This window comes from Spirosoma migulaei (assembly GCF_054776855.1).
In genome coordinates this window covers 114,055-133,989 of the sequence record NZ_BAAHBG010000037.1, presented here as the reverse complement: position 1 = coordinate 133,989, position 19,935 = coordinate 114,055, and the positions used below count along the sequence as shown (strand labels likewise).

General features: G+C 47.6%; 19 protein-coding genes. 11 read left to right on the top strand and 8 right to left on the bottom strand.

Features of this window, described 5'->3' with window-relative positions:
* The first annotated feature begins 58 nt into the window (after positions 1-58).
* Positions 59-1,717 (top strand): FAD-binding dehydrogenase, encoded by a 1,659-nt coding sequence (locus ACYVGO_RS33430; protein WP_460973073.1) that lies wholly within the window; start codon positions 59-61, stop codon positions 1,715-1,717.
* Between the two features lie 33 nt (positions 1,718-1,750).
* On the top strand, positions 1,751-2,314 hold the full coding sequence (locus tag ACYVGO_RS33425; protein ID WP_460973072.1) for a hypothetical protein: 564 nt from the start codon (positions 1,751-1,753) through the stop codon (positions 2,312-2,314).
* A 79-nt stretch (positions 2,315-2,393) separates the two neighbouring features.
* Here the strand turns inward: ACYVGO_RS33425 and ACYVGO_RS33420 are convergent, their stop codons facing one another.
* Both ACYVGO_RS33420 and ACYVGO_RS33415 read right to left on the bottom strand, forming a co-directional pair.
* A complete protein-coding gene (locus tag ACYVGO_RS33420; RefSeq protein WP_460973071.1) occupies positions 2,394-2,873 on the bottom strand; it encodes a DUF6252 domain-containing protein in 480 nt (159 codons plus the stop codon).
* A gap of 281 nt (positions 2,874-3,154) precedes the next feature.
* Entirely contained in the window at positions 3,155-3,766 is a 612-nt protein-coding gene (locus tag ACYVGO_RS33415) for a cupin domain-containing protein (protein ID WP_142770869.1), read from the bottom strand.
* 340 nt (positions 3,767-4,106) lie between these two features.
* On the opposite strand from ACYVGO_RS33415, the gene ACYVGO_RS33410 reads away from it, so the two are divergent.
* From ACYVGO_RS33410 to ACYVGO_RS33390, 5 genes are all read left to right on the top strand, one after another.
* Entirely contained in the window at positions 4,107-5,591 is a 1,485-nt protein-coding gene (locus tag ACYVGO_RS33410) for an APC family permease (protein ID WP_460973070.1), read from the top strand.
* Positions 5,592-5,600: 9 nt separating this feature from the next.
* The gene (locus ACYVGO_RS33405; RefSeq protein WP_460973069.1) at positions 5,601-6,035 is read left to right on the top strand and encodes a helix-turn-helix domain-containing protein; all 435 of its coding nucleotides are present in this window, start codon (positions 5,601-5,603) and stop codon (positions 6,033-6,035) included.
* 67 nt (positions 6,036-6,102) lie between these two features.
* Positions 6,103-6,513: a VOC family protein gene (locus ACYVGO_RS33400; protein WP_460973068.1), complete on the top strand. Its 411-nt coding sequence runs from the start codon at positions 6,103-6,105 to the stop codon at positions 6,511-6,513.
* 145 nt (positions 6,514-6,658) lie between these two features.
* Positions 6,659-7,285, top strand: a complete 627-nt coding sequence (locus ACYVGO_RS33395; protein WP_142770868.1) for a TMEM175 family protein — start codon at positions 6,659-6,661, stop codon at positions 7,283-7,285.
* Positions 7,286-7,300: 15 nt separating this feature from the next.
* Positions 7,301-8,674 (top strand): peptidoglycan DD-metalloendopeptidase family protein, encoded by a 1,374-nt coding sequence (locus tag ACYVGO_RS33390; protein ID WP_460973067.1) that lies wholly within the window; start codon positions 7,301-7,303, stop codon positions 8,672-8,674.
* Positions 8,675-9,085: 411 nt separating this feature from the next.
* Here the strand turns inward: ACYVGO_RS33390 and ACYVGO_RS33385 are convergent, their stop codons facing one another.
* Positions 9,086-9,445, bottom strand: a complete 360-nt coding sequence (locus ACYVGO_RS33385; protein ID WP_142770866.1) for a hypothetical protein — start codon at positions 9,443-9,445, stop codon at positions 9,086-9,088.
* Positions 9,446-9,705: 260 nt separating this feature from the next.
* Between ACYVGO_RS33385 and ACYVGO_RS33380 the strand changes: the two genes are divergently transcribed.
* A complete protein-coding gene (locus ACYVGO_RS33380) occupies positions 9,706-10,512 on the top strand; it encodes a DUF6607 family protein (RefSeq protein WP_460973066.1) in 807 nt (268 codons plus the stop codon).
* Positions 10,513-10,694: 182 nt separating this feature from the next.
* On the opposite strand, the gene ACYVGO_RS33375 is transcribed toward ACYVGO_RS33380, so the two are convergent.
* The 4 genes from ACYVGO_RS33375 to atpA all read right to left on the bottom strand — a co-directional run bounded on the left by ACYVGO_RS33375 (position 10,695) and on the right by atpA (position 14,652).
* Positions 10,695-10,991, bottom strand: coding sequence for a hypothetical protein (locus ACYVGO_RS33375; protein WP_460973065.1), 297 nt, complete (start codon positions 10,989-10,991; stop codon positions 10,695-10,697).
* A 94-nt stretch (positions 10,992-11,085) separates the two neighbouring features.
* On the bottom strand, positions 11,086-11,658 hold the full coding sequence (locus ACYVGO_RS33370; protein ID WP_460973064.1) for a DUF4136 domain-containing protein: 573 nt from the start codon (positions 11,656-11,658) through the stop codon (positions 11,086-11,088).
* 441 nt (positions 11,659-12,099) lie between these two features.
* Complete coding sequence (gene atpG, locus ACYVGO_RS33365) at positions 12,100-12,984, bottom strand: ATP synthase F1 subunit gamma (RefSeq protein ID WP_142770862.1); 885 nt, start codon at positions 12,982-12,984, stop codon at positions 12,100-12,102.
* Between the two features lie 93 nt (positions 12,985-13,077).
* Positions 13,078-14,652 (bottom strand): F0F1 ATP synthase subunit alpha, encoded by a 1,575-nt coding sequence (gene atpA / locus ACYVGO_RS33360; protein WP_142770861.1) that lies wholly within the window; start codon positions 14,650-14,652, stop codon positions 13,078-13,080.
* A gap of 375 nt (positions 14,653-15,027) precedes the next feature.
* On the opposite strand from atpA, the gene ACYVGO_RS33355 reads away from it, so the two are divergent.
* From ACYVGO_RS33355 to ACYVGO_RS33345, 3 genes are all read left to right on the top strand, one after another.
* Positions 15,028-15,801, top strand: coding sequence for an FKBP-type peptidyl-prolyl cis-trans isomerase (locus ACYVGO_RS33355; RefSeq protein WP_305851950.1), 774 nt, complete (start codon positions 15,028-15,030; stop codon positions 15,799-15,801).
* Between the two features lie 133 nt (positions 15,802-15,934).
* Complete coding sequence (locus ACYVGO_RS33350) at positions 15,935-18,025, top strand: carboxy terminal-processing peptidase (protein ID WP_460973063.1); 2,091 nt, start codon at positions 15,935-15,937, stop codon at positions 18,023-18,025.
* An 87-nt stretch (positions 18,026-18,112) separates the two neighbouring features.
* Positions 18,113-18,352 (top strand): hypothetical protein, encoded by a 240-nt coding sequence (locus ACYVGO_RS33345; RefSeq protein WP_460973062.1) that lies wholly within the window; start codon positions 18,113-18,115, stop codon positions 18,350-18,352.
* Between the two features lie 42 nt (positions 18,353-18,394).
* Here ACYVGO_RS33345 and ACYVGO_RS33340 read toward each other — a convergent pair whose 3' ends face one another.
* Positions 18,395-19,771, bottom strand: a complete 1,377-nt coding sequence (locus ACYVGO_RS33340) for an MATE family efflux transporter (RefSeq protein ID WP_460973061.1) — start codon at positions 19,769-19,771, stop codon at positions 18,395-18,397.
* Between the last annotated feature and the right edge of the window lie 164 nt (positions 19,772-19,935).

Genomic DNA, 19,935 nt, shown 5'->3' with positions numbered 1-19,935 from the left:
CTCTACCTATTTCTGAAGGTTATTGCCTGTCATTCAGGCCCCGAGCCAAGGCGGTTTTATGCACGAGGAAACAGATGTTATCATTGTTGGGGCTGGGCTAGCGGGACTGGTTGCAGCCGCCGAACTGGCCGATGCGGGCAAACGGGTTCTGATCGTTGACCAGGAGCCCGAACAGAACCTGGGCGGCCAGGCCTTCTGGTCGTTTGGTGGATTATTTCTGGTGGACTCCCCCGAACAACGTCGGCTAAAGATCCGCGATTCCTACGATCTGGCCTTAACCGACTGGTTGGGCAGCGCCGACTTTGACCGGCCTGAAGACCATTGGCCCCGAAAATGGGCAGAAGCTTATGTTGCCTTCGCGGCTGGTGAGAAACGCTCGTGGCTGCGGCAGCAGGGCATCCGGTTTTTTCCGGTTGTTGGCTGGGCGGAGCGGGGTGGCTACGGGGCTATTGGTCACGGCAATTCAGTTCCTCGATTTCATGTTACCTGGGGCACCGGCCCCGGTGTACTGGCTCCCTTTGAATACCGTGTTCGGGAAGCGGTTAAACGGGGGCTGATCACCTTAAAATTCCGCCATCGGGTTAATGAACTGACGCTAGTAAACGGGTGCGTTGTTGGTATTCATGGCGATATTCTGGAACCCAGTATGGTGAAACGCGGTGAGAAAAGTTCTAGAGTCGTTGTGGGTGAATTTACGTTTCGAGCCCAGGCCGTTATTGTTACGTCGGGCGGAATTGGGGCCAATCATGACCTGGTTCGACAAAACTGGCCGGAACGATTAGGTAAGCCACCAAAGCACATGCTCTCTGGGGTACCGGAACACGTAGATGGGCGTATGTTAGCCATCTCCGAAAGCGCCGGGGCCAATCTGATCAACCGCGACCGGATGTGGCACTATACCGAAGGTATCCAGAACTGGGCTCCCATCTGGAACCAGCATGGCATCCGCATTTTACCCGGTCCCTCATCCATGTGGTTCGATGCTTGTGGGAATCGACTGCCCATGCCCCTATTTCCAGGTTTCGATACGCTCGGCACCCTCCGGCATATCACCCAGACAGGATACGATTACAGTTGGTTTGTCTTAAATCAGGCCATTATCCGAAAGGAATTTGCCTTATCAGGTTCAGAGCAAAACCCGGATTTAACTAACAAAAGCTGGCGACAGGTGCTGGGTCGCGCGGTTGGCAAATCGGCACCTGCACCGGTCGAAGCCTTTAAAAATCAGGGAGTCGATTTCATCGTGAAAGACAATCTGGCTGATCTAGTAGCCGGTATGAACGCCCTAACCGGCGAAAACCGCATCGACCTGGCATCGCTGGAACGAGAGATTATTGCCCGTGATCGTCAGATTCTCAACCCATTCTGTAAGGATTCGCAGATCACCGCCATTCGGGGAGCGCGCCACTACCTCGGCGATCGACTGATTCGCACCGCCAAACCACATCAACTACTCGACCCATCCGCCGGACCACTCATTGCCGTCCGGCTCCACATCCTCACCCGCAAGACCCTGGGTGGCCTCCAAACCGACTTATCCAGCCGTGTATTGGGCCACAACGGCGAACCCATTCCCGGTCTGTATGCAGCAGGTGAGGTGGCTGGCTTTGGTGGGGGTGGTATGCATGGCTATCGAGCCCTGGAAGGAACGTTTCTAGGCGGCTGTATCTTTTCGGGCCGCACGGCAGGACGGGCAGCGGCTGAGGAGGTTGCGTGAGAACATTGGCCAATTTATACTCTAGAAACTAGAATGACTTTCATAAAGCTTTTTTTCGTAGTAGCCCTCTTACCTGTTCAACTCGCAGCGCAGGCTATTACGGCTCAGTTACAACTAAATCCCATTCACATCGGCCAGTATATTCCTATTTCGCTGGGTGGTGGTATCGAAGTAGGACTCTCCCCTAAATCATCAATACAAATCAATGGCGTCTATCGTGTAGATAAGGCTCTGGGAGAGAGTTTTACCAAAGGCCCGAAAGCTTATCTAGCCTATCGCTACTACATAAATCCAGAAGGCCAGAAAAACCGTGGTTATTATATAAGCCCGTTTGTAGGATACGGCAGTCTACAATCGTATGACTATGAGGCTTCTCCAGACGATGAAGGTAAACTAATACATGAGAAATATACGGGCGTACTTCTCGGTTTTCAGCCTTATAAATGCCACCGTTTTACAGTCGATATTTATGGCGGTCCAGACTATCAGTGGCGTGTTGAAAACAGTAGGATCTCTAACCTACTCTTGCACGAATCGCATTCCGACCGGCTATGGCTTAGAGCAGGTTTCTATGTTTGTTTCCGGCTAAAGAAATAGCGTTGCTCAGTTATCTGCACGAAAACAAATGACCAGTCTCCTCAGAAACTGGCCATTTAACTTCCTAATCTATCTTCCTTCAGCGAATCGCAACATTGAAGGTACCATCGGTAAGCACCCGTTTTTTGGTACCGGTAACATCATAGGCGGTGAAGCTGAATGTACCCGTTATGTTGGTTGCGGTTTTGGTCTTAATGGTCACGGTTCCGGTTCCGCCATTTACCGTCGAAAAATCTTCCTTAGCAATGGTCATAGTTGCAAAATTGACATTGCTTAAGGCGTAAGTTCCCTCAGCAACAGTGTTGGGTAAGGCAATAGCTACAATATCACTGGTTTTACTATCGAGGCCATAAATGGCATAATAGTTACTGGTTCCGGGCGAACTGGCAAGTGCGTACGCGAAGTCAGGTGCATAAGGTTGGCCATCGATTTTCACCGAAAAACCGGCCTGCGATTGTGTCGTAGTCGGCGTAACACTATCGTCCGATTTTTTGCTGCAAGAACTTAAGCTAACCAGGGCTACAATAGCCATAAAGGAGAAAAACTGAGCGATTTTCATGATTGACCGAGAAGTTTTTAAAATGAATTGGTAGAATCAGCTAAGGTATTTTTCAACTGAGTGGCCATCACTCAAGCCGATCAAAAGGAGTGTGTTGGTTGCTCTTTCCTCCGTTGACATGTCAAAACTACTAGAACCGGCAGGGCACTATCAGAGAGACTCTACAGCAAGCAGGCCTGACTTTAGAAGCGGTAGGGATGACTACACAAGCGGTTTAAAACAAAACGCCAGCCAAGGGATTAGTCCTCGGCTGGCGTTCATTAAAAACAACTCGCCTGATGCTAGGCAGGTAGCTTCAAGCGCTGAATAATTGCTTTCACAGGCGTATCGGAACTGACCCGCACAGTGTGCTCCAGATCAATCGGCACAGCCATGTAATCGCCTGCACTTAACTGCACTAGTTCACCACCAAAAGAACACTCACAGCTCCCTTCCAGAATCAGAAAGCTCTCCTGTTCGTTGTGATGTACTTCAGGATTAATTGACTGTTTTACCCATATTAAAAACTGCTCGATTTCCGCATCCTGCCGGAGAACATGCGCGAACAGGTTTCGATACGTGGGTGGAGGCTGTATAGACGCAACTGTCCGTTGCCACTGGTTGGCGCTGGAGTTGGCGTTAATGAGTGGTAGTTCGTTTAAATCAAAAGCTGGCGTCTGATCCAGCTGGCTCAACGCCAGCATTATTCGGCTTTTCAACTCAGGCCTGGGCGCAACGGGCCTAGCCAGCGCATAATCAGCCATTGCTTGCATAAGCCGATCTAGCTCGGCCCGAATAGATGGATACTTAGCGGCCAACCGCTCTACTTCTTTAGCTTCGCCGGGGCTGAGCAATCCTAAACAATATTTATCAAGCTGGTTAGATTGCAGATACTCCTGTTCGTTAAATTGCATTGCTAACTAAGGCGTTCAATTGTTGTTCTGTTCTGTATCCGTTCTGCACACATACCGTTTGCCGTAGGCTGGCTATCTAGCAACGTAGCAACCGGCTTTGAGCGCAGAAAATTTCGCACAAATTGCAAAATATTATTTGCCCATCAGTGCGATATACCAGATTTAGTTTCTGATCAAGTGAGGATATACCAACAGGATTTATGGGAGCGGTTTGCTTTTTTGGGCAATTGCCCGCTTCTTGTACGTAGTTTTGGTAATTGGTGGAGTGCTCAACTAAGGTGACTCGAATTGCCTTCTAAACTCACAACACCATCCAACGAACTGCACGACTAACTTCCTCATGGCCGAAAACCAACCGCTCTCTGTTCCGTCTGCCGATTTGGCTACAGAACCTACTGAATTCAAACGCTCGCTGAGTCTGCTCGACTCCACGCTTATTGTCTCCGGCTCCATGATTGGGTCCGGGGTTTTCATTGTTACCGCCGATATGGCACGTAACCTGGGCTCGTCGGGTTGGTTGCTCATGCTCTGGGTGCTAACGGGCGTACTAACGGTAGCGGCTGCACTTAGCTATGGCGAACTAGCCGGTATGATGCCCAAAGCGGGCGGGCAATACATTTATATACAACGGGCATACGGCCATCTAACGGGTTTCGTGTATGGCTGGACGGTTTTTACCGTTATCCAGACCGGAACTATAGCCGCCGTAGCAGTAGCGTTTACCAAGTATACGGCTGTATTTATTCCAGCCCTCGGCCCCGATAACGTTTTACTGGCTCTCGGGCCAATTAAAATCACACTCGGCTCCCTATTCGCGATTTCAAGCTTAGTTTTACTAACCTGGCTCAACAGCCAGGGCGTTCAGAGTGGCAAGCTGATTCAGAACGTATTTACATCAGCTAAACTAATTGCACTACTCGGACTAATTGTGATCGGGATTACCATCGGATTAAGCAGTGGGTTGCTGTCGACTAACCTCACCAATGCTTGGGCCGCCAGCACAACAACCGCTACGGGTGAGATTCTGCCACTGGCGGGGTTTGCCCTAGTACTGGCGTTTGGTACGTCGATGATTGGTTCGCTGTTTTCGGCAGATGCCTGGAATAATGTGACCTTTATTGCCGGTGAGATCAAAAATCCACGTCGTAATATCCTGCTGGCCCTATTTTTTGGAACCTTGATCGTGACAACCATCTACTTCCTGGCTAACGTTTCGTACTTATCGCTGTTGCCCTTGAAAGGTTCACCAGCCGGTACAGACATCATCAGCCGGGGCATTCAATTTGCCACCGCCGATCGGGTTGCCACGGCTGCTGTCGAAACGGTTTTCGGGAATGTGGCCGTAGCTGTTATGGCGGTTCTGATCATGATTTCGACTTTTGGATGTAACAACGGACTGATTCTGGCCGGAGCGCGGCTTTATTATGCGATGGCCAAAGATGGCCTGTTTATCAAGCAGGCATCACACCTGAATAAAAATGCGGTTCCGGGCCGGGCGTTGTGGTTACAATGTATCTGGGCATCCTTACTTTGCCTGTCTGGAAAATACGGTGATCTGCTCGATTACTGCACCTTTGCTTCTTTAGTATTCTACATAGTCACCATTGCCGGTCTATTCCGGCTCCGGCGTACTGAGCCTGACACTGAACGACCTTACCGAGCGTTTGGCTATCCCATTGTACCAGCCCTCTATATCATTGCGGCTCTAACCATTTGTATGATTTTGCTCTATACAAAAACATTCAATACCGGTATGGGTCTGCTGATTGCCGGGTTGGGTATACCCGTTTACTTCCTGACGAAACGCAGTCAGCAGGCTTCGTAGGACATTGCTATGCAAACCAACGACTATCCAAAACTCTATCTTTACCGGCGACTGGTACAGGCTAAACTATTTATCGACCGGCACTTTACGGAGAAAATAAATCTCGATGCCATAGCCGACGAAGCGTATTTCTCGAAATACCATTTCATTCGGCTTTTCAAGACAAGTTATGAGCACACACCCCATCAGTACCTGACCAGATTACGCATTGACAAAGCTCGTATATTACTTAGTAAGCCTATGTTAAGCGTGGAGCAGATTGGTTATGCGGTAGGCTTCGAGAGCTTGCATTCATTCAGTTTGCTATTCAAGAAACAAGCTGGCCAAACGCCTACCCAGTTTCGAAAGCATAGTCTCGACCGGGCCAAACGGATGCGCGTTGAACCAAGGACATTTATTCCTTCGTGCTTATCATTAGGCAGTCCCGTTTCCAGCGAAGATTAGCAATTTTCGATAAATTGGCCATAACGAGTGGGTATACCTTTGTCCAAACCATCCAGTTATTTCAGCCATGATTAATCGACTTTCGCACGTCTGTATTTATGTACTCGATCAGGATTCAGCCTACGATTTTTACGTGAACAAATTGGGGCTGACCGTCAATACCGACGCGCCTATGGGGCCTGATGCACGCTGGTTAACCGTGAGTCCCAAAGACCAGCCCGATCTGGAAATTACCTTGATGCCCATCCGATCGGGTATGATGTTTACCGACGAAACAGCCGAGCAAATGCGAGCACTGGTTCAAAAAGGAGCTTTCAGTGGGGGCGTTTTTAATACTACTGACATTTTTGCGACTTACGAAGAGCTGAAGGCCAAGGGCGTCGTATTTTCAAAAGCGCCTAAAGTGGAGTTTTACGGCACCGAAGCCATTTTTAAAGACGACTCCGGCAACTGGTTTAGTTTGTCGCAGACAAATTGAACCAGTTAATTCCTGACCTGCTTATTCATGAAATGAGAATGCCCTAATTGCCTGATTAGGGCATTCTCATTTTATAGAGAGTGGGAAGGCCATAACTTATTGACTATTCTAACCGTTTGTCTGACAGATATTCAACTGCAAACAAATGGCAGACTTTCAGGGAAACGAAACCCTTCGTATGGAAACATTCAGCGATGGCGTTTTTGCAATTGACATTACCCTTCTGACTTTTCAACTAAAGGCTCCAAGTTTAAAAGCTGCCACCTCAAACCATAGTCTGGCGCTCGCTCTGTTTCATCAATGGCCTGATTATATTGCCTATTTCATTAGCTTCATAACCATTTTCATTATCTGGCTAAACCACCATCGGATGTACAACGTCATTCAACGAAGCGACGTCCGGTTCATGTTTTATAACGGTCTTCTGTTGCTTCTGGTCAGTATCATTCCCTTCACAACCTCCCTACTAGCCGATTACATCAACACCCCTGCCAACCAGCTTTCCTCAGCTTTGTATATGTTGCTGTTTGCGGGTATATCCTGTTCGCTACTCATGATGTGGTCGTACGCAACTGAAAACTATCGGCTACTGAAACGGCCCGCTGCCGATGTACGTATTCAAACCGTTCGCAGCAGCTTGCGTATTAGTACTAGTATATATGCACTAGCGGCTGCAATAGCCATGGTATTGCCTTCTATCAGTATTTTGATGGCCCTGGCGGTTGTCTTTTACTTATCTCGCCTGAAATATCATCGCGACAAAGTCGTTTAATACTATAGTAAAAGTATGCTAATAACGTATTCACTCCGATTTCTTTCTGTAGGATTGCTTGCGGGTTGGTTTAGTGCCTGTACCGGTATAGGCCCAACAGCGAATCTATTCAGGCCATCGTCACCGCATGAGCAGTATGGACAGTCGCTCAAGGAAGCCAAACTTGACCGTACGGCCTTAGGCACTGACTGGCTTGCTGCTGGTGAATGTGCCCTTCGTGACTCACTAAAAATTACCGTTCCCTACCGCGAAAGTGGCTATTTTTCAGCCAACAAAGCCTTTGCTGTCGGTTATCGACTCGACGCCCAACGGGGTGACCGTTTTCTGATACAGGTTGAAACACAGGGACAGAAAACAACTCAGGTATTTATTGATGTATTTGCGCTGGAAGGCCGCAGTCGTCTCAATTTGATTACAGCTTCGAAAGCTGATACCAGTGTATTGACATGGGAGCCTCGAAAAACACAATCTTATCTGATTCGTATTCAGCCGGAGCTGCTGAGAAGCGGTAACTACACGATTGCCATTACCCGTGAACCCGCGTTGGCCTTTCCCGTAAAAGGTCGTGACAGTCGTCAGATTAGCAGTTATTTTGGCGCTGTTCGGGATGGTGGCCGCAGGCGGCACGAAGGTGTAGATATTTTCGCCCCCAAAGGAACACCAGCGCTGGCGTCGGTAGCTGGTATCATTACGGGTGTTGGCACAAACACGCTGGGTGGCAATGTCGCTTTTCTGACCGATAACGAACGTAATATTCGCCTTTATTATGCCCACCTCGACCGCTGGAATGTTAGCAATGGGCAGCGCGTTTCAGCAGGTGATACAGTTGGTTTTGTTGGAAATACCGGCAATGCCCGTACAACTGGGCCGCACCTGCATTTTGGTATTTATGGAATGACTGATGGTGCCACCGATCCTCTACCATTCATTCGGCTTGGACGCGGCCCGGCCAAACAAGCCTTACTAGCGCCATCGCGATTAGGCGATTCGGTACGGGTTTCAGCCACCAAATCGGTGGTCAGAATAGCTCCTCATAGCGACGCAAGCATAGTACGGGAACTGCCTAAAGCATCTGCCCTAACTATCATTGGTGGCACAGAAACCTGGCTTCGAGTGGAACTACCTGATGGCTCGACAGGCTACGTGTCTAGTAACACTACGGAATCCATTAATCGGCCACTTCGTCGATTCGCAGTCTCAACTCCCAGTAGCTTGCTAGAAAATGCCAGTTCGCAGGCAGCCGCTATTCAAGCCCTATCAACAGGCTCGTCCGTCGATGTACTGGCTATAGCGAACTCCTTTCAATTAGTACGTAGTACTGGTGGACAAACGGGTTGGATACCCTTAGTTTTGGGCACCAGTCAGCCAACTCATGCCGTTGTACGTTAAATCTTGCTTAAAATCTTACGCAGTTTCTATAGGAATAATGCCAGACTTGTATATTTGACAATTAGTTGTTGCTACAACTAATTTCGTAACGTCACCTTATCATAACGTATTCTGGTTCGTAAACGGCATTGATATGATTATGTAGGTTATTGAGATGGTAAAACTCAGGCGTATTGATCAGCTAGACCATTCGCCAGCGTTACCCACGTTGGCATCCTGCTTTAATAACCAACCTATGAAAATGTAAAAGGCATCCGTAATGGGTGCCTTTTTGTCGTTAACTGAAGAAGTTGACAACACATTTGGCACGTATATCAATGTCTGCCTCCTGTCTGGCTGACAGTGCTAACGAAACATGGGATAACGAGCTACACTAGTTACACCTAAGCAGGGGCCTTCTCTGAATCTCTTTTAATTCTGGGTCTTACGAAGCGTCTCGAACCAGTGAAGCCGTGCAACTGCGCGGCTCAACATTTTTCGCAACTCAATCAGTTCATGCAGCCGGAAACTGAAGGTTAGAAAACGCGATGGAGTGCTCAAATGAATGCGTTCTTCATATGGGTGCGCGTCGAAATAGGCAGTTGTATCAATAGCACGTACGTTCCACTCCAGAGCCAGAAAATCCTCGTAACATAACCATTGCGTAATGTTGTTGAATTGCAGGGCAATGTTATAGTGATCCGGCATTTCGGCTTTATCAGCGACTACATCACCATACAGTAGGATACGTCCGCTCGCAGAATCAGATAAAATACGACAGGTACAGTCCATAAGTTTTCAGTCAACGTTGATTTGATTCGTAAAGAGTTTTGAGGAATCTATACTATAATCGTCAGTAGGCAGTGGTAGCGTAATAAGCGTCAACAACTAGTAATTACCAGAAGCAACTGACGTAATTACTTCATACTTTCATGACAAACGTAAGCCTTATCTAGAATCATTACAAACAATCTTGAAATTTATTCATAAAGAATCTAAATAAAAATATCTTTACACTGGCAATCCAAAATTTACCTAACGCTCCATCTAGTATGCGCTTACCACTAGTATTGGCCGCCTTACTGTTACTCATTGGGAAACTACTGGCTCAAACGACACCAAGAAGTGAAGATGTAGCTGCTATCAAAGGGCAATGTGGCTGCCATGAGGTTAACTTTCTGTATGCAGAGACCTTTGCTCCCGAAAAGGCCTATGTATTTACAGATCGATACACAGCTAAGGGTACCGAATGGGTATTTGTTGAAGAAGAATCTGGCCAGGCAGGTCAGCCTACCAAAATCGTTATTCAGCATCTACTGGTTATTAGTGATTCGATGGTTATTAAACACTGGCGTGAAGATTGGCTGTATCAGAATACCAGCCTACTTAAATTCGATCAGAACGCGTCCTGGAAACGCGAAAACCTATCGACAACTCAAGCCAAAGGGCAGTGGACTCAGAAAGTGTTTGAAGTAGATGATAGCCCACGTTACGAAGGGTCGGCTACATGGATTCACGTCGATGGGCGTCATTATTGGGAAAGTACAGTGGACGCTCCTCTTCCCCGTCGCGAATACACTAAACGTACCGATTACAATGTCATGCGCCGGACCAATCACCACGAGATTCGTCCAGATGGTTACGTACACGAACAGGATAACGACAAAATCATTCGTAGCGAGACTGGAGACCAACTATTGGTTTCTGAAAAAGGAGTAAACACGTATAAACGCACCGACGATAAAAAATGCCAGGCGGCTAACTATTGGTGGGCTAATAATCGGGCTTATTGGGCTGATGTGCGCACTGTTTGGAATGAGATACTATCCAGCCGTGATACTGTGGCTATAAAAGGATAGGTAAAAGGAAGTATATTAAGTCGTGAATTAGATGAATTAGCGGCAACAGCACAAAAATCAGACTATAACACAGTCACCAGCCGCCAGCTTATCCGCCAAACCATCGAGAAATTTTTGAAGTAAAGGTGGCTATCGGTTACTAGATGATTAACTGTCCTTAAAGTTTATTAACTAATAAGCAATTACCACTTAGGGGGTGTAGTCTTCTTGATAACCTGCACTGAATCAGTGGCTGCAGATGTACCCCAGGATGTATCAGTTGGGGGTGTTGCCTGAATCGTATCGCAGTTGGCAAGCTTTGTCTGCAGTTCTACTATTTTACTTTCCTGTTGTGTAAGATTACGTTGAAAGTCAATCGTTGCATCCTCAAGGCGCTGGTGTCGGTGATAGGACACGCTGAGCAATGCCGTAATGCCCAGCAGCAGTACAAAGACTACGGCTATAAGCGAATATACAACACCTCGGCTTACGACTGGCATAACAAAACAGAAAGCCACAAATTAACGAAAAGCTATGGCCATAAAAAAACCTGCCATCGGTTAGATAGCAGGTTTGTGGTTTGTCATTTATCCACTAGCGAGCCGCGCCATAATCCTGACCGGCGCTCTCCGGGAAATTTTTCATGATGCTGGTCACCGTCTCACGGAACGCCTGATCGCGATCACGTTCTTTATTACGTGTATTCAACTGACCGGTTGCCCAACCCTGCCAGATAATATCATTGGTACGTGCATCGGATACGTTTACCACTACCCGGTTTTCTTCATACTGGCGCGAGTATACGTTGTTACCCATACCACCACCGTACCACCACGAATAAGGCGAGTACATATTATTTGACTGAATTTGCTGTTTGTCTTTCGAGTCCATAAAGAACCGAACAACCAGATCAGCTTCACCCTGCGTTACGGGTTTATAACCCCGCGCTTTGAGCGACTGGTCGAGCGCGTCGGCAATCCTGCGTTGATTCAGGTTGCTACCAACAATGGGGTCGGCGTTGCGTTGACGATCAGCTTCGATACGATAGGTTGAAAACTGACGAACATTTACTTTAGGATCGTAGTCGTACTTGACCGTAATGGCCGGAGCGCAGGACGCCAGCGTACCGACGACGAACAGACTGGTGATTATGCCTTTGAATTTCATGTATTTTGAGTCGTTAATTGTTGTCAAACCGATTAGTAAACGTTCGGGAAACGGTCATTCGTATGTGACACTTAAATAACTAAAAATGGGTCATATTCGTTCCGGTTCTATACTTGTGATTCATAGACAACAACAGCCATAAACCTCTGACTATCAAAGTAAATAATTCCATTTAACTATTTTTAACGACCTCTTAACCTACTCACTTTTTATAGCCTCATTTTCGCAAATTCTGTACGTCTGCTTTCAACCTATTCGAGTTAGAAATCACCTTTTAGATAGCCAGTCAAACTTAGCGAAAAATCGGATATGTCTTCATTAGCTATGACGCCATAAACGGGAGAAACGTTGCAATGCCTTCTTAAAAAATAGCCTACAACAAAAAGCCGCTAACCAATTCTGGTTAGCGGCTTTTTGTTGTAGGAATAAATCAGATTGGCTTTACGCGCTGGCCAATGCTTCCGCACCGCCCACGATTTCGAGAATCTCGGTTGTAATAGCCGCCTGACGCGTCCGGTTGTACACCAAACGAAGCTCTTTCAGAAGTTCGCCCGCGTTTTCGGTTGCTTTGTCCATGGCGGTCATCCGCGCACCGTGTTCTGATGCATTGGAATCTAATACCGCTTTATACAATTGTATCTTAATCGTTTTCGGAATCAGCTCTGTAACGATTTCTACTTCCGATGGCTCAAAGATGTAGTTGATCGAAGCCGACGAACCCGCTGGTGGAGCTGTAGCTACAATGGGTAGCATTTGTTCTGCCCGAACGATTTGCATTGCTGCGTTCTTGAACTCATTGTAGATTACTTCAACCACATCGTAGCGCCCGTTGGCAAATCCTTCCATCGCTTCTTCGGCAGCCGCACGAACCGTAGTAAAATTCAATGAGCCAAAGATGTCAAGGTGCGAGGTATTGACCTTAAAGCCCCGGCGCAGGAACGCTTCCGCCCCTTTTTTACCAATGGCCATAATTTCAACGTTACCCGAACGAGCCTGTGACGAATACTTTTCGTCAATGAGTGCCAGCGCTCCTTTTACCGCGTTGGTATTAAAGGCGCCACACAATCCCCGATCAGATGTAACAACGATAAGCAATACACGCTCAACAGAACGTTGTTGTTGGTAAGGACTCTCCGAAGCCGTTTCTGCACCCGCCGAAACCGTTCCGAGCATTTGGCTCAGTTTTTGAGCGTAGGGACGTAATTGCGTTATATTATCCTGCGCCCGACGCAACTTGGCAGCTGCCACCATTTTCATGGCTTTAGTGATCTGCTGAGTCGAGTTAATCGACGAAATCCGGGCGCGTACTTCTTTTAGTGAGGCCATTTTTTTAAGTAGTTAGGAGTGTGGAGCGAGGAGCAAGGATAAGGTTACCGAATGGCTCCTCACTCCTCGTTCCACACTCCTCGCTCCTTAAAACTAATATTGCGCTGAGAGGTCAGCGGCTACTTTCTTCAACGTTGCCGTAGCTTCGTCGGTTAGTTTACCAGCGCGCAGGTCGTTCAGAACGTTTGGATACTGCGCACTCAGTACCATGCCGAACTCACTCTCAAATGCTTTCACTTTGTTAACCGGCACTTTGTCAAGTAGCCCGTTGGTCGAAGCATAGATAATAGCCACTTGCTGTTCAACCGGAACTGGCGAGTACTGTGGCTGTTTCAACATCTCCTGGTTACGCCGACCGCGTTCGATCGTCAATTTGGTCGATGCATCAAGGTCAGAACCGAACTTAGCGAAGGCTTCCAACTCGCGGAACTGGGCCTGATCGAGTTTCAGCGTACCAGCTACTTTCTTCATCGATTTGATTTGGGCGTTACCACCCACCCGTGATACCGAGATACCCACGTTAATAGCTGGGCGAATACCCGAGTTAAACAGGTTCGACTCCAGGAAGATCTGACCATCCGTAATCGAAATTACGTTTGTCGGAATATAAGCCGATACGTCACCAGCCTGGGTTTCAATGATTGGCAAGGCTGTCAATGAACCACCACCCTTCACTTTGTCTTTCAGACTTGGTGGGAGGTCATTCATCGTTTTGGCGATGTCATCATTCTGGTTGATTTTGGCGGCCCGCTCTAACAAACGGCTGTGCAGGTAGAATACGTCTCCAGGGTAAGCCTCACGACCTGGTGGGCGACGCAGCAACAGCGACACTTCGCGGTACGCAACAGCCTGTTTCGACAAATCGTCATAAACAACCAGGGCAGGCCGACCTGTATCCCGGAAGAATTCGCCGATAGCAGCCCCCGTAAATGGCGCAAAGAACTGCATGGGTGATGGATCAGATGCATTGGCTGCTACGATTACCGTATAATCCATAGCACCAGCTTTCCGCAGTGTCTGCTCCACCATTTTCACAGTTGAAGCTTTCTGACCGCAGGCTACGTAAATACAAAATACGGGTTGCCCCTTATCGTAAAACTCTTTCTGGTTAATGATCGTATCAATAGCCACAGCGGTTTTACCCGTCTGACGGTCACCGATAATTAATTCGCGCTGGCCACGGCCGATGGGGATCATGGCGTCGATAGCCTTAATACCCGTTTGCAGTGGTTCATTTACCGGCTGGCGGAAAATTACCCCTGGCGCTTTGCGTTCCAGTGGCATCTGGAACAATTCGCCCTGAATAGGGCCCATACCATCAATGGGTAAGCCAAGCGTGTTTACCACACGGCCAAGGATACCATCACCCACGTTTACGTAGGCAATCTGATCGGTACGTTTAACGGTATCGCCTTCTTTGATTTCCGAATAATCGCCGAGCAATACAGCTCCGACATTATCTTCTTCTAGGTTCAGCGCCATGGCCTGAAGCCCATTGTCAAACGACAGCAATTCGCCGGCCTGCACCTTCGAGAGGCCGTAGATACGCGCTACGCCGTCGCCGATTTGCAGCACCGTACCGACTTCTTCGAGTTCAGCCTCGGTTTGGGTTCCGGCCAGTTGCTGGCGCAGAATGGCTGATATCTCGTCGGGTCTTACGGATTCCATATGTGTATAATGAGATTTTAATGTTGATTTTTCGGGCGCAAAGGTACGACTAAAATTTAATAAAAATGCGATGAAACACAGAATCAATAGCTGAATGTTAGACTTTTCCGATATAATAGGCTTAATTAATTAACCATTGGGTAACCAACCTAAACCGTTCATCCAAATTAACGGTACTTTACCCAATCAAAATTGACATCAGCCAAATTTTCAACTACTTTTAATACCTTAATCCGGAATAGAATTAGCATTGGATCAGGAAGTGATTGACTAATTATTTTTTAGGCTAACCAACCCATAACTAAACTTTTATCCTATTCCTTCACGTTTCAGTAGTATCACCTTTTGTTTACATACATCCCGTTTCATTTTCGCATGAAGTTTAATCAATGGATGCTGGCCGGTATTGCGTCGGCCGTTTTTGTCGCCGGTTCCGCGACTGCACAAGTTAAGAAGCCCGCTGTTAAAAAGTCTGTTTCAGCTAAACCAGCTACAACCGCTAAACCCGCAACATCGGGAACCAAAATAGTCTCTACCCAAGATTCAGTTAGCTATAGTATCGGGGTATTTATGGCTCAGAATCTAAAGCAACAAGGCATATCTGATCTCAACAACGCCTTATTGATGCGCGGTCTTGAAGATGCTCTTTCAGGTCAATCAACCCAGCTGACGCAGGCACAGTGTGGCCAGGTAATGAACAATTTCATGCAGAAGCAAATGGCTAGCCGCAATGCCGAAGGCATGAAGGCATCTGCTGAAAACAAGAAAATTGGCAGTGCGTTTCTGGCAGAAAACAAAACGAAGGCTGGTGTAGTGACTACAGCCAGTGGTTTGCAGTATTCTATTGAAAAAGAAGGCACGGGTGCCAAACCAACGGCCACAGATCGTGTTAAGGTACACTATACAGGTCGGTTGATCGACGGAAAAGTATTTGATAGTTCTGTAGAACGTGGCCAACCCGCTGAATTTGGTGTTACAGAAGTGATTAAAGGCTGGACAGAAGCTCTCCAACTGATGCCGGTAGGCTCAAAATGGAAGCTGTACATCCCGTCTGATTTAGCGTATGGCGACCGGGCTGCCGGTGCCGATATTAAACCTGGCTCAACATTAGTGTTCGATGTTGAGTTGCTTGATATAGTAAAGCAGTGAAGTAGGTAAATTAGGTGAAGTAAGTGTAGTGAGTAAATTAAGTGTAGTAAGTGAAAGTGAGTTGACCTGTTCTACTTACTTTACCTATTTCACTTACTTCACCAAGTGACTAATCATAACCTGGGTAATATAGATGAAAAAGTATCTGGTAACCCTATTGCCCGTGCTGATGCTGAGTTTTCAGCCGGATTCGCCCTCGAATGGTGCTACAGGCGACGTTTCGTCGCTGCATACATTGCCGACGTCGTCTACAATTGATGACCTGAAGCCCTCTATCTCGCAGGAGAAAGTAGAGACGCTGGTCGCTAAATTGCTGACGACTTATCACTACCGTAAGGTAAAACTCAACGATTCGCTCTCGTCAGTCGTATGGGATAATTACCTTAAAGAAGTGGATGGCAATAAAACGTATCTGCTCGCATCGGATGTAGCGGCTTTTGAGAAGTATCGTTACCAAATTGACGACGCACTCGTTAATGGTGACCTGACGGCTGCTTATGACCTGTACAACGTTTTCCGTAAACGCTTTCAGGAACGCAGCGAATTTATTAAAGAACAGATCAAGAAGCCGTTCACCTTCACTGAAGATGAAAGTTTCAATACCGATCGGGAGAAAGCTGCGTGGCCTAAAACCGTAGAAGAGCAAAATGATCTGTGGCGTAAAATCCTGAAAAATCAGGCGCTGGAGCTTAAGCTGGGTAACCGGAAAGATAGTGCCGTTGCCGCTACCATGACACAGCGCTACGCGAACCTCGATAAGGCCTACGGCCGGATCAAGAGTGCCGATGTGTTTCAGATTTACATGAACTCATTTGCGGAAGCGCTTGACCCGCACACCAATTATTTTTCGCCTACGAATGCAGATCGGTTCAATCAGGAAATGAGCCAGTCGCTGGAGGGTATTGGAGCAATGCTTCAGGAAGATGGTGAATACATTAAAATAACGAGTGTATTACCCGGTGGACCAGCTTTCAAAAGCAACCTGATAAAGGTAAACGATAAAATTGCGGGAGTTGCACAGGGCGATAATGGCGCTATGGTAAACACTATGAACTGGCAGGTTGATGAGGTTGTCAAGCTTATCAAAGGACCTAAAGGCACGGTAGTGCGTATCCAGATTGTTTCGCCTAATGCGCTGGCAGGCGCTCCCCCCAAAGAAATTCGGTTAGTGCGGGAGAAAATTAAACTGGAAGAACAACGCGCTAAAAAAGAGGTCATTGAAGTGACCGATAATGGCAAGACCTTTAAAATTGGCGTTATCAATATCCCGATGTTCTATCGCGATTTTGAGGGTGCCCGTAAGCGCGAAGAAGGGTTTAGCAGTACGACGAGTGATGTAAAAAAATTCATTGACTCGCTGAAAGCCGAAAAAGTAGCTGGTATTGTTATTGACCTTCGTGATGATGGGGGTGGCTCACTGACTGAAGCCATCAACCTCACAGGCCTGTTTATTCCGAAAGGACCTGTTGTTCAGGTGCGCGAATCAACTGGCGAAACTGAAGTATATACCGACCCAGATCCATCTGTAACCTACGACGGTCCGTTGGCTGTTCTCGTTAATCGCTTCAGTGCATCGGCATCGGAGATCTTTGCCGCTGCTATTCAGGATTACAAACGTGGCATTATCGTTGGTGGTCAAACCTTTGGAAAAGGAACCGTCCAAACCTTGATCGACCTTAACCAATGGTTACCGAAAGAACCGGAGAAAGTTGGTCAGGTAAAAATGACGATTCAGAAGTTCTATCGTATCAATGGCAGTAGCACACAGCATAAGGGCGTAACGCCGGATGTTCAGTTTCCATCGGCATTCTCAGCCGAAGAGTATGGCGAAAGCTCACAGCCAAGTGCCTTGCCCTGGGATCAGATCAACTCGACTCGCTATGAACAGTCTCGTGGGCTCGACGATAAGATTCTGAGTCGTCTGCGGGATCGCTTCGACCAACGGCTTAAGTCAGATCCTGAACTGAAACAACTGGCGCAGGATTTGGCCGACTTCAAGAAAGCGAAAGAGAACACGGTTGTTTCCTTGCAGGAGTCGAAACGGCGAAAAGAGCGTGAGGAAGCCGAACGGAAACGGGCAGCTGCCAATAAAGTATCGCAGGCATCGGCCCCAGTAGACGAAACAGGGACGCCCTCGCCAAACGCGCCTAAGAAGAAAAAAGACCTTTATCTAAACGAAGCAGGTCTCGTGCTGGCAGATTATATTCTGGCTGTGAATAAATAATCCCTGCCTATAGTTGATTGGCATAAAACCCCGTGTAGCAAATTGTTACGCGGGGTTTTCTACTAAATCGTAAATCAAAATCATTACGTGTGGTATTTCCTTATCAAACAAAGCAGTCTCGAAAGAAGCCAATATCAGGAGTTGCAAAAACGTACATCGCTAACCGAAGTTGAGCGCTTCAACGAACCGTACGAAAACTGGTATGTATTTACCGTTGAGAAGGATAGCTATTCCGTTTTTACGGATTACCTCGACGGCGAAGGCATTGCTTACGAACTGGCACCTGACCGACCAACACGCGCTGACATGCTGGAGGGCATGAAGTAAGCCGCCAAGCGAGAACGTGAGCAACAGCATCATAGAATCAACCTAGTGGCTCAGCGATTCCGGAACACTGGTAAGTGATAAATCAGCTCGCTTAACTCGCTGAAAAAACCGCCATGTTAATAGAACAGCGGCAATAGTCAGGCCAGCCAGTAAGCCAATCCAGACCCCAATGGCATCCATCCCAAACGGAAAAGCCAGTGCATAGCTTAAGGGCAAAGCCACGATCCAGTAAGAGAACAAGGTGATCAGCGTCGGAATATTTACATCGGATAAACCGCGTAAACTCCCTAAGGCAACAACCTGTACTCCATCGGACAGTTGAAAGACACCCGCTACAATAACTAACGAGGCTGCAAACTTCATGACAGCTGGGTTGTCCCGAATGTAGAGCGTTACCAACCAATCGTTCGCGGTTAGAAATACTAACGCCATTACGCCCATAAAACTAATTGATAGCATAAAGGCCGCTACACCTGCCCGCCATGCACCCTCGCGGCTCCCACGCCCTACCGCAGCACTTACCCGAATGGCAGCCGCCGATGAAATGCCCGTTGCCATCATATATGTAACCGACGCCATATTGATAGCAATCTGGTGAGCCGCCAGGCGGTCTTCGCCAAGCCAACCAACAATGACGACTGCCAGCGCAAACGTGGCGACCTCGAAGAAAAACGTAAGGCCACCAGGAATACCCAATCGCAGAATTTGCCAGACTTCATCGGTCGTCGGTAATGAACGAAAAGCAGCCGTTAAGTAGATACTGAACCGGGGCGCCCGGTAGATGTACAGCAGCATAGCCCCCGCCATAAATATCCTGGATAACAACGTAGCCGACGCCGACCCCATAAGGCCCAGTTCTGGGAATGGTCCTATTCCTTTAATAAGTATATAATTAAACAGAGCATTGATTAGCAGTGCCGAGAGCGTAATGGCCATGGCCACACGTGGATAACGCAACCCGTCGCAGAGCTGTCGTGCTGCTACGAACACCATGAGTGGTAGCAGAGAAGCGCTCAGGATAAACATAAAATTGCGTGTCAGTCGAGTTACTTCCGCTGTTTGGCCAAATAAGCCAAAGTTAAACGCTAGTAATACCGATAATCCGCCCAGTACAATACTAAGTAGTATAGCTACCTGAAGACCCGCCCGAAACAATCGATTGACGCCAGCTGAATCATGCTGATGGTACGCTTTTGAAACCAATGCAGCTACTACCGTCAGGCCACCGACACCAATACTAGACATCAGGAAGGAAAGTGAGTTGGCCAGACCAGCAGCGCCCAGAGGCACAGCCCCCAGTAATCGCCCAACAAACAGGTTATCGGTAACGCCCATCAGCACCACCCCTAACTGAGCAATAATAATGGGTACGCTCAATCGAATGGTATCGGAAAGTTCGGTGCGGAAGTTCGTTAGCATGGAGCAGGGTGCACGGGCAGGGTGCAAAAATAACATAATCTACCTAACAACTCCCTGTAGCCTACTCCGTGCTCCTTGCCCCTTGCTCCTTTCTTTGTACTTTTGTTTTATATAACACGAATCCGATAAGGACTTGAAAGAATACGGCAGTAGTATCCAAAAGT